At 68.6% G+C, this 10,941-nt stretch carries 6 protein-coding genes and 1 pseudogene; 3 read left to right on the top strand and 4 right to left on the bottom strand.

Annotation, left to right across the window (positions count from 1 at the left end; genetic code table 11):
* Nucleotides 1-2,463: pseudogene (locus tag AB0J52_RS01585) on the bottom strand (hypothetical protein); the annotation flags it as partial.
* Between the two features lie 560 nt (nt 2,464-3,023).
* On the opposite strand from AB0J52_RS01585, the gene AB0J52_RS01580 reads away from it, so the two are divergent.
* On the top strand, nt 3,024-6,353 hold the full coding sequence (locus tag AB0J52_RS01580) for a type ISP restriction/modification enzyme (protein ID WP_500179598.1): 3,330 nt from the start codon (nt 3,024-3,026) through the stop codon (nt 6,351-6,353).
* Between the two features lie 33 nt (nt 6,354-6,386).
* On the opposite strand, the gene AB0J52_RS01575 is transcribed toward AB0J52_RS01580, so the two are convergent.
* Together AB0J52_RS01575 and AB0J52_RS01570 are read right to left on the bottom strand one after the other, a co-directional pair.
* On the bottom strand, nt 6,387-6,896 hold the full coding sequence (locus AB0J52_RS01575) for a hypothetical protein (RefSeq protein ID WP_500179597.1): 510 nt from the start codon (nt 6,894-6,896) through the stop codon (nt 6,387-6,389).
* Nucleotides 6,897-7,052: 156 nt separating this feature from the next.
* Nucleotides 7,053-7,358, bottom strand: a complete 306-nt coding sequence (locus tag AB0J52_RS01570; RefSeq protein WP_500179596.1) for a hypothetical protein — start codon at nt 7,356-7,358, stop codon at nt 7,053-7,055.
* A gap of 487 nt (nt 7,359-7,845) precedes the next feature.
* On the opposite strand from AB0J52_RS01570, the gene AB0J52_RS01565 reads away from it, so the two are divergent.
* Complete coding sequence (locus tag AB0J52_RS01565; RefSeq protein ID WP_500179599.1) at nt 7,846-8,043, top strand: DUF397 domain-containing protein; 198 nt, start codon at nt 7,846-7,848, stop codon at nt 8,041-8,043.
* A gap of 72 nt (nt 8,044-8,115) precedes the next feature.
* On the opposite strand, the gene AB0J52_RS01560 is transcribed toward AB0J52_RS01565, so the two are convergent.
* Nucleotides 8,116-9,636, bottom strand: a complete 1,521-nt coding sequence (locus AB0J52_RS01560) for a CBS domain-containing anti-phage protein (RefSeq protein ID WP_500179595.1) — start codon at nt 9,634-9,636, stop codon at nt 8,116-8,118.
* A 250-nt stretch (nt 9,637-9,886) separates the two neighbouring features.
* Between AB0J52_RS01560 and AB0J52_RS01555 the strand changes: the two genes are divergently transcribed.
* Nucleotides 9,887-10,915, top strand: a complete 1,029-nt coding sequence (locus AB0J52_RS01555) for a serine/threonine-protein kinase (RefSeq protein WP_500179594.1) — start codon at nt 9,887-9,889, stop codon at nt 10,913-10,915.
* Nucleotides 10,916-10,941: the final 26 nt, after the last annotated feature.

Below are 10,941 nucleotides of genomic sequence, written 5' to 3'. Positions count from 1 at the left end.
GGTCGGCAGCGGCGCGCCGTCGAGCAGGTCGACCGTGCGGTCGAGCAGCCCGGCGGCAGCCTGCGCGGCGGCCCGGATCACCGGGTCCGCGTCGGCCGCGTGGGGGGTGAGGTCGGCGAACTCGCCGGTGATCCGGGCCCGCTTCTCGGTCATGGTGTCCCGCAGCTGCCGCAAGGTCGCGACCCGGTGGTCCTGATGGTCCCCGGCCTGCTCGTCGTGCCTGCGGACGGCCCTGACCCACCTGTCCACCACCGCCAGGGCGGTGGCGGTGCGCTCCTCCACCTTCTTGCGTGCGGGACCGATGATGGTGTTCCTCTTGCGGCCGAGCCGTACCTCGGCCTCGGCGATGACGCGGTCCCGCTCGGACGGAGCGGCGAGCCGTACGGCGGCGGCGCCGACCTCCGCCACGCGGGAAGCGTCGTCGGCCGCAACGACGGCCAGCAGCTCCCCGATCGCGCCGCCGTCCTTCTTGAGCAGGGACTTGAACACCTCGGTGGCGAACTGGAACTTGATCTTCCCGCGGGGTCCCTCCGTCAGGAGGCGATAGGCCTCGCCCTGCGCGGTGCGCCGCTCCTCGTGCGCGGCCGCAGCGCCGCGGATCAGACCGTCCATGTCGGGGCTGAGGTAGGCCCCAGACCGGGCCGCCTGCACGAACGCCTCGCCGCACTCGCGCAGCAGCGGCCATTCGGTGAAGAAGACGCTGAGCTGGTCGACGAGCTGGGTGGATTCGGGTGTCGGGCAGACGATCCCCGCGCGGATCCCGGCGGCCCACGCCAGCATCGCGCCGCCGAGGTCGTCGGCGAAGGCCTTGGGTTCCAGCCCCTCGGCGGCGAGCGTGAACTCCCCGGCGAGTTCCTGGCCGAACAGCGCCATGTGACTGGCGAGCGCGGCGCAGCGGCGGGCGTTGCACTCGGCTTCGGGCCGTCCCGCGGCCTCGCGCAGGTGGGCGGCGAGCCCGAAGCGTCCAGCGCGGATGGCGGCGACCTCGGCCTCTACGAACTCCTCGGCCTCTCGCCGGTCGCGCTCGTTCGCTTCCGGTGGGGCCGGTTCGGTGACCGGCTCGGACTCTTCGGCGGGAGAACCGGACTGTTCTGTGACCACTTCAACCCGGTCGTCGCGTTGGCCGCCGGTCGCCTCGCGGATGATGGCGTCGAGCTCGGCCAGATCGTCCTCGGGGAGCCCCGGCTCGACGGACTCGTGATCGGCGTACAGTTCCGGTTCCAGGACCCCGTTCGCCTCGCGTTCGGCCTGCGGCTCGGGCTCTGGCGTCGGCTCGGGCTCCGGTTCCGGTCGGGGCTCCGGTTCCGGTTCGGCTTGCGCGGTGGTCTCCTGTTCCTGAAGTGTCGCGGGGCTCGGTTCGGCTGCCATGTCCAGCCGTCCCCTCGTGGCGGCGAACACGACCTTCCGGAAGCGGTCGGGAAGCTCGATGGCGGCCCGGTCCGCGAGTTCGACGGCCCGGTCCTCGTCGCCGTCGGCCAGCGCGTCCAGCAGCTCGGCCAGAACGACCAGACGCTCGGCATCCGGGCCGTGGCTCATGGCCCGGATCTCGTCGATCTCCTCGGCGAGCATCTCGGGGCCGCGCAGCCCGGCCAGGGCGCGGGCCCGTTCGACCTGCGAGGTCACGTGGACGCGTCGCTCCAGGTCGGCGAGTTCGGCGGCGGGTTCGTCTCCACCGAGGGCCGCCACCTTGACGCGGAGGGTGTCGAAGTCACGAACGGCGTCGCGCACGTGGTCGAGGTCGGTGTCGTCCGGCCGTTCTCCACGGCGAAGGCGTCCGGCAACGCGTTCCGCCGAATCGGCGGCGGCCAGGAAGCACTCGCGGAGACGGCCGAGCTCGACGGCGAGATCTTCGGTGTCGATCGGTGCCGTGGCGGCGTCGCTGGTTTCGGAGTTCAACGTCAGCTCGCTTTCCGCGGGCGGGGTGGTTGTCTCGGGGCGGGCGATGGCACACAACCGCCTCGCGTCGATCGGCTGTTCGGGAAGGTCGGGATGAATGCTCCGGAGCCGCTCCCAGGCGGACCGGATCGCGGCCCCGGTGTGGGCGAGGTGGGCGGCCTCCCCGGCGAGCAGGCCGAGGGCCAAGGCGGCGAGCGGCCTGTCGTCCTGGACGACCTGGGCGAGTGACCAGAGCCGAATCGTGTCCGGATACTCCCAGGCAGCCCAGCTCCGCAGATGTTCTGAACGGTGCAGGACGTCGGCGGCTCCGGTTTCGGTCAGCAGAGCCACGCAGTCGTCACGGCCGAGGCCGTCGGAATTACCGAAGGCGTGCCACGCGAACCCGGCGAGGATCGAACGGAAGCGTTCGGTTCGGCGTGGATCGCCGCCGCTCAGCAGCCGGAGGGCGGCGGCGACCGCCGACGCCGGGACCCTCCGGGCGTCCCGCACACCGACCGGCGCCAAGGCGGCGCGTCGCACGTCGAGCGGAAGGGCCTCCAGCATGTGGGCCAGCTCTTCGGCCGACACACGGGACGCAAGAGCCTCGGCCAACTCTCGCCGTTCAGGACCGGGAAGCAGCTCCGCGAGCGGTTCGTACGGAGCCTTGCCATCGACGCAATGCGCATGTCGCCGCAGCCCAGACATGATCACCTCCGGAGGAGTAGCCGGCATGACCGGGATACACAGAATACGACCCAGTCAATGGGCGATCAACCTGTTGACTCTGTTCACATGGTGCAGATTTCCGGACTTGACGGGAACGCCGTGCGTCCGGGCCAGATCTCGGAGATGTCGCGAGCATAGGCCCGGGTCAGCCTCACCGAGAGAAGATCGGCCCAGACCATGACCGCCCTTCGTACCGGTCGAGCACCAGGACGTTCAGGTGACCTGCGAAGCGGACGATGAACCCGGCGTCATCCCCGCCGACCATGACCAGATCCGGTCGCGCCGCACCGCGTATCCCTCCGGAGCGCGAGGTTCCCTAGACCGACCGAATGCCCGGTTGTGGCCAGGACATCCCCGTACCTCTTGCCGCTTCGGCTGCCGGGAGTCACGGTGAACACGCGGAGCGTTCACCGGAGGTCACCGTGGCCAGACCGTTCAGGCAGCTTCCTCCTCGCACCGCCAACGCCGCGCTGACCGCGTTCGCGAACGAGGTGGCGCAGAAGAGCGGACGTGGCGGAGAGGCCGAAGACCAGCTCCGCGGGCCGCTGGAACGGTTGCTTCGGGAACTGGGCGCACTCGCCGGGATCGAGGCCGTCCCCTACGGCGAGGTGAGGCTCAAGGACCTGCGCGCCCGCCCCGACTATGCCGTGGACGTCGGACGTGTCAGAGTCGGATATCTCGAGCTCAAAGCCCCCGGCAAGGGAGTTCCGACCGATCGGTCCTGGGGGCCGACGAAGGCGGACCGCGAACAGTGGGCAAAGCTCCAGGCGCTGCCGAACGTTCTCTACACCGACGGGTTGGCCTGGGGACTTTATTCCTTCGGTGAGCTCCGAATTCCCATCGTCCGGATCGCCGAGTCGCGGTCGGGGCTACGACGGCCGTCCGACACGGCCGCGGAAGAGCTGAAGAGTCTGGTTTACGGGTTCCTGCTCTGGGAGCCGGAGGCGCCGCGAACCCTCGGCGACCTCGTGAAGATCATGGCCGGCCTCTGCCTTCTCCTCAAGGAGGAGGTGATCGCGACGCTGGCCGATCCGAGCGACCGCAAAGCCCGGGAACGCCTGTCGCTCCTCGCCGACGACTGGCGGACCCTGCTGTTCCCCGGTCTGGACAACGAGCAGTTCGCCGACGCGTTCGCCCAGACGGTGACCTTCGCGCTACTCCTGGCCCGATCGGACGGGATCGACATCTCCACTGGGTCCTACGCTGAGATCGCCCGGCAGTTGACCAAGCGGCACCAGGTCATGGGGCAGGCATTCGCCGTCCTCACGGGCGGAGGTTCCGACGAGCTCCAGACCATCGACACATTGCGGCGCATGCTCGCGGTGTCCGATCTCAGGGAGCTCGACGTCTCGCCGATCCAGGCCTACAACGAGCTCTACGCGCGTTTCCTCGGCGAGTACGACCCCCAGCTCCGCCGGGGCACCGGCTCGTACTACACCCCGGGGGGCGTGGCCCGGTCCATCGTCGGCTTCACCGACGAGGTACTACGACTCCACCTGGGCAAGGAGCGCGGGTTCGCCGACGACGACGTGATGGTCATCGATGCCGCCATGGGCACGGGAGCCTTCCTCGTCGAAGTCGTGAGCGCGGTGGCGCGCCGGGTCGGGTCGGCCCTGGGGCGGGGTGCGCGGGAGGAGTATGTCAAGGATCTGCTGCGTAAGCGGCTGATCGGTTTCGAGATCCAGGTGGCTCCGTACGCGGTTGCCGAACTCCGAATACACGGCACTTTCCGAAGTCTGTTCGGCATCGAGGCCCCAATTCAGGAGCTTCGCTTCCTGACCGACGCGCTGGCGAACCCGCACCATTCACAACAGCCGCTCGGGTCCGCCTACCGTGTGATGGAGAAGAACCGCGACGAGGCGAACAGATTGAAGCGTGACGTTCCCGTCATGGTCGTGATCGGTAACCCACCTCACGTGGAAAACGCACGAGGCCGCGCACCTTGGATCGAGGAGCGCCGTGGAAGGGCGACCGGTCCGGCCGCTGTGATCGAGCGTCCTTCCCTTGACGAGTTTCGCGCTCCGGGCATGGGACGCTACGAGTCAGACCTTCACGGAATGCCCTGGTACTTCCTGCGCTGGGCGGCATGGAAGGTCTTCGAGGCCCATCCACAGTCCGATGCGGGGGTGGTGGCGTACGTCCTGCCGTCGAGCGTGGTGAAGAGCCGTGCCTTCTGTGGACTCCGGGAGTACCTTCGCCGCACGTGCGCCTTGGGATGGGTCATCGAGCTGTCTCCGGAGGGCAACCGGCCACCGATGGCCGGCAGGATTTTCGGACCGCAGGTGGGACGCAAACTGTGCGTTCTCATCTTCGCCCGGCCTTCGGGAACGGACGAGCAGGTACCCGCCCGAGTGCACTACGTCGAACTCCACGGAACCCGAGCAGAGAAGGAGAGTTCACTACGCGAGCTGCGGACGACCTCCCCTGAGTGGCGCGTCTGCGATGACGACTGGCAGAGCCCGTTCCTCCCCGCGGCGGATTCGGAGTGGACGCGTCATCCGGCGCTGGCTGATCTGATGCCTTGGCGCTCGCGCGGCGTGACCCCCGGCCGGACGTGGGTCTACGCGCCCAGCCCCGAGACGCTACGGGAGCGCTGGCGACATCTGATCTCCGCCCCTGTCGAACAGCGTCGGCGACTCTTCCGCGAGTCACGCGACCGAACCCTGCATAGCAGGCCCGCTCCGCTTCCGGGATTTCCGCCGTCGCAACGGAACCTGGCCGAGGAGCATGGCCCCGCCCGAGTCCCCGTTCGGGTGGCTTACCGGTCCTTCGACCGACAGTGGCTGATCCCCGACAGCCGCATCCTGGAAATGCCGCGACCGGCACTCTGGCGCGTCCGCTCCGATGACCAGATCTTCGTTTCGGAACAGGACGCGCATGAGATATCTGTCGGCCCAGCACTGATTTTTCCCGGGCTCATCCCCGATCTCCACCACTACAACGGTCGGGGAGGTGGCGTCCGGCCGCTGTGGCGGGACCCGTCAACACGGTCACCGAATCTGGCACCGGGGCTGCTGACCGCGCTCGAGGAGACCCTGGGGCTGAAGGTGACGGCCGTCGATGTGCTGGCCTACATCGGAGCGCTGACGGCACACCCCGCGTACACCGCGCGGTTCTCGGTCAACCTCCAACGGCCCGGAGTTCGGGTGCCCCTTTCCGCCGACCCCGTACTCTGGCGGCAAGCCGTCGAGCTCGGTCGCGACATTCTCTGGCTGCACTCCTACGGAACACGATGTGTTGACCCGCCTGTGGGACGCGGGGAAGGCGATTTCGCCGTCATCGAACGCTTCGGCATCAGGGTCGATTCACCGGTCCGTGAACTTCCCACGCAGCTCCCCGACCAGCTCCCCTATGACGAGCGGACGCAGTCCCTTCTGGTGGGAGAAGGCGCCTTCAGGCCCGTGCCGCCTGGAGTCATCAACTACCAGGTCAGTGGACGACGCATCGTGTGGCGGTGGCTGAACGACAGGACGGCACGGCCCCGCAACAAGAGAAGGACGAGCGAACTCGACGACATCGTGCTCGAAACGTGGGAGCGCGAGTTCACCGTCGAGTTGCTGGCTCTGCTTTCAGTGCTGACGGGATGTGTGCGGCTGGAGCCGCGCCAGGCCGATCTACTGACCCGAGTGGTCCAGGGGCCGCTCATCACGACCGGTGACCTGACCAGCGCCGGCGTCCTTCCCGTTCTGCCCGAGGCCCGCAGGCCTTCGGCCGGCGGCATGCCGGGCACGTCCCACCTGGCCGAGCCCTGAAGGGTCGGCCAAACCGTAATCGTGCGACGTTGGTCAGGATGGACGCGCAGCCGCCCGGTCCAGGTAGGAGCCAAGATGCTCGTCCGGAGAGCCGGCCATCGGACGCAGGGCCTCGCGCAGCAGGTTGGCGTCACGCTCGGACAGCCGGAGCAGCGGACGGCGGAGCCGGACGCTCCACACCTTCGGATCGGGGAAGGCATCGAGGCGTTCAACGAGAGGTTGCAGCTCGACCCCACTGCGGAACGGGGCGAGCGCGTCGATGCTCAGAGCACAGCCGCGCGGGAACTCACGGCCCGCGATCTCCACCGGCTCGTCCAGCTCCGTCACGGCGGAGGTGACGGTGGCGCGGCCGATGACCCGGCCCCGGTCGCGGGTGGGGTTGCCGAACGCTCCGCGCGTCGCGTAGATGAGCAGTTCATCCCCGACCGTGAGCTGGTTCACCTCGGATCGGGGCGTGCGCGGGAACGCCATCCGGCTCTCACTCAGCACCCAGGCGATGGCCCGGATCTCCCCCAGGATCAGCAGGTAGGTCGACGTGCTCACGACGCCAAGGTTAACGGAGCGGCGATCAGGTAGGGCGCTGCTGCCCGCGGTCGCGGACGAACTGCACGGTGATGCCCACGGTTGGCGGGGACGGCCAGACAGCGAGAGCCGCCGTGTGGACGCGGTCGGCCGTCTGATGATGGACGGCGGCGGAGGTCACGCGGCTTCCGTCCATGTCGTCGTCTCGGCGAAGACGGCGGTGACGGTGCGGGGGTGGTCGTTGCCGAACCAGCCCCACCGGGTGGCGAGCGCCGGGTCCGTCCGCAGGCCACGTCCCGACTCGGCGTAGTCGTCGGCGTCGGACGCGACCGGTTCGGTGGGACCGCCCTGGTCGCGGACGGAGATCGCGACGGTTCCGTGGTCACGGCGGATCTCGACGGCGAACGGCCCGCTGGCAAGGCCCGACTTGGTGTGCCGGGAGCGCGTTGACGACCAGCTCGTCCATCGACAACAGCACGTCATCGAGGACGGGGCAGCCGTCCAACAGCAGCGCGACGAACCGCCGGACGGCCGCCACCCGCTCCGCGTCTCCGGGAAACGAGCGGCACCACCGCAGGGACGAGGACGGCTTGACGGACGGGAACAGCTCCGGGGACATCAGACACCTCGGGGAAGCCGGTGGGACGACAGGGGACGGGCGCCCCATCTGCCAGCTCATCGTCACGCCGTGTCCCGTTCCGCGAACGCTTTTCACCCGCCTTCCTTACAACGCCCCGGTCCCCGGCGGCCTCCTTCGGAAGGCGTCCTTCTCGATCTACACCTATCCAGAGCCGGGAGATCCGACGCTCGTGGTGCTCGACACCGCGACCGCCGACATCATGCTCAGCGGCCGGAACGACCTGGCCTTGTACCCGGAGTTCTACGAGCGACGCCGGGATGTGGCTCTACCCGCGGACTCCGGTCTCGCCTTCCTTGACAAGCTGGCCGAACACATGGCCAGGCGGGCAGGATCACCGACAGAACCACGCGATTATCGAGCCGGCGCAAGTCGAGCCGCTGCAACCCGGACGGCAACTGCGTGGAGGTTGGCCGCGCCATGGACGACACGATCGGCGTCCGCGACACCAAGGCTCCGTTCACGGCTTCCCCACTGGAGTTCTCCCCCTCCGACTGGCGGACCGTCCTCACCGAACTCCGCACCAGGTGATCTAAATGTCCGGCCCGCGCCGCAGGGGCCGGACACCGGGTTGGTGCGGCAGCCGGTTCCCGCCGTTTCGGCTCAGGCGTCCGGTTGGACGGTGCGGAGAAGGGCCAGGAAGCTGGTGAGAGTGGTCAGGTCTTCGTCGCCCAGGGGGTCCGGGCTGAAGTGCATGGTGTCGTTCCGAATCCTGCGCACGGCCTCCAGCCGGTCGAGGAAGATTCGGCGGTCGAGCGGCCAGTCGAGCTTCTTCCAGTGCTCCTCCGGCTCGAAGAGATACCGGTAGCTGCCGAGCGTGAGGTCGGCCGCCGAACGCACCCGATCCGGCCGCATCCGGACCTTGCTGCGGATCTCGTCCAGTGACAGCTTCTCATCCGCCCTGCGCCGGAGTCGACGTTCGATCTCCTCCAGCAGGACGAAGGGCCTGGCTAGATCATCGAACTGGCTGGTCAGGTCGGCCGCCGTGACGATCCCGCACAGCCCTGACTTGTCCTGGCTGCGGACGAACACGAAGCCTCGCGTATAGATCTGGCCGATCTGCTCGAGCAGCGGCTCGTGGTACTCCACGACCGAGGCCGGCACGGTGGCGTCGGTCAGCGTGGCGTTCGATCGGGCGATCTGGGCGCGCCCGATGGACTCCCAGCTCACCGCGCCGTGGAACGTCCCGTCCTCCGAGACCACGGCGAGCTGGGAGTAGTTGTTCAGCACCATCAGCGTGGTCGCGGTGTGCAGCGACCCCTCGGGGCGGACCGTCGCCACCTCGCGGTTCGCCGCCCTGAGGTCCCCGATCCGGAGCGTGATCCCCGGCAGTTCCGAGACGTCCTCGGTGTCCTCGGCCACCTGCGCGGGGGAGCTCGTCTCACCGACGACCGGCTCCTGCCCCACCGGGACGAGCTGGATGATGTTGTCGAGCCATCCCTCGGTGAACGCCGGCCGGGTCGCCAGCCCCTTCTCCGCCAGTGCCTCTTCGATCTCGGCCACGACGCTCGGCGTCCGGCGGGCCGCGCCCCAGTATCCGAGGAGATCCCTGATCGACAGCCGGAAGGGATTGTCGGGACTGCGGTCGGCCGCCTCCGCCAACAGCTCGGCCCGACTCCTGGACTCGTGTTCGCCCTCGCCGTCGCCCGGATCGACGCCGTGGGCGGCCAGGTGTGCGACGCGCCGCGCGGCGTCAAATCGGGTCAGGCCACAGACCGTCAACAAGGATCCCAGACTGTCCAGAAGATCTTGTTTTACAGCGTCACGGGGAATATCGGTTCGAAGCCATTCGACCGGCCGGATGTGCCGAAGTCCCACCGGCGCGTCGTGACGGTAAACGTAGGGGCCGATGACGCGTCCCACCGCCAGTCGTCCGGGGTGGGTCTTGAGCGGCAGGACGACATGGTCACCCTCCCGGATACCGCTCAGGAACCGCCACAGTTGGCCGGTCCAGTTGGCGATGCGCGCCTTGCCGTCGTCCGGGTAGGTCTCCTGGATGATCCTGCGGAGATCCTCCCTGGTCTCGGCGCCGCCGATGTCTCCGAGCTCGTCCCAGCCGACGATCGCGAAACCCTCGGCAAGGACTTGCCCCTCTCGTTCGCCATCGCGCCCCGCACGGACCATCCACGCCGCTGGAACCAACTCCGACATACCATAGCCTCCGGCTCCCCAATGATCACCGGAACCTTAGCGGAAGGTAAAGACCGGGTGTACCGGTTTCCCTACAATGCTCATCCCATAGCCGAACAGCGCGCTCGCTCATACCCACGCGGGACATCGCGCATGACGACCTGGCTCGTTTCGCTTTGTGTCAAGCGCGGTCAGAGTATGATCTTGGGCAGCTCATGGCGGATCGTGACAAGGCAGGTGATTCATGCAGTCCCTCTCGCCCTCCGATCCGCGCCGGATCTCGGGCATCGCGCTGCACGGTCGGCTCGGCGAAGGCGGAATGGGACAGGTCTTCTTCGGGGTCACCTCGGATGGCATCCAGGTCGCCGTCAAGATCATCCACAAGCAGTACGCGGAACGCGAGGACTTCCGGGCACGCTTCGAGCGTGAGATCGCCGCCATGGGCATGGTGCAGGGGCCTCGGGTGGCCTCGCTCATCGCCGCCGGGCCGGACGACGAGCGACCGTGGATGGCGATGGAGTACGTCCGCGGGCTCACGCTGCGCGACTTCGTCAATGAGAACGGTCCGCTGGGGACGGACACCGGAGCGGCACTGGGCGACCTGCTCGCCGAGGGACTGGGCGCCGTCCACGAGGCGGGACTGCTGCACCGCGATCTGAAGCCGGCCAACATCCTGCTCGCCCACGACGGACCCAAGATCATCGATTTCGGGCTGGTCTCCCTCGGCGAGGCGCTGACCGCGGACGCCCTCGAACTCACCACCAGCGGCGCCACGCTCGGCACCCCGGTGACCATGTCGCCCGAACAGGTCTCGACGCCCCGGAACCTCACTCCGGCCGCGGATGTCTACTCCCTGGGGGCGAGCCTGCTGTTCGCTCTGACCGCGCACTACCCCTACCAGCGCCCGCAGTTGCCCGCCCTGTTGTACGCGATCACGGATCAGAACACCGCACCGGACCTGAGCGGGCTGCCGCCGGAGCTGGTGCCGGTGATCAGCGGCATGATCGAGCACGAGGCGAGCGACCGGCTCGACCTGGACGACGCCCGCGAGCGTTTCCGGCACGTGCTCGCCTCGGCGGGGCTGACGCCCGGCGAAGCGCTCGTCCGGCTGACGGAGGCCACCTATGTGGCGCGACCGTCGGATCCCCCGGCCGACGTCGATCCGCCGCGCCGGGTGCCTCGGCGTGACCGGCCACCCCGTACACCGACCCCCGTGGTCGAGCGTCTAGCAAGTCGGCTGTGCAGCGCGTACCAGCGAGACCGGTCCCTCTGACCGGTGCCGCACGCCTACCCTGAGTG

The sequence above is a fragment of the Spirillospora sp. NPDC049652 genome, assembly GCF_040675125.1.
Classification (GTDB): Bacteria; Actinomycetota; Actinomycetes; order Streptosporangiales; family Streptosporangiaceae; genus Spirillospora.
The sequence above is the reverse complement of the archived record's forward strand: the minus strand, read 5'-3'. Positions and strand labels throughout refer to the sequence as shown.

Bases quoted from the DNA above. Each gene is read 5' to 3' on its own strand.
- AB0J52_RS01570 (WP_500179596.1), bottom strand. From the start codon at position 7,358: ATGACGTGCTGTTGTCGATGGACGAGCTGGTCGTCAACGCGCTCCCGG.
- AB0J52_RS01560 (WP_500179595.1), bottom strand. From the start codon at position 9,636: ATGGTCCGTGCGGGGCGCGATGGCGAACGAGAGGGGCAAGTCCTTGCC.
- AB0J52_RS01555 (WP_500179594.1), top strand. From the start codon at position 9,887: ATGCAGTCCCTCTCGCCCTCCGATCCGCGCCGGATCTCGGGCATCGCG.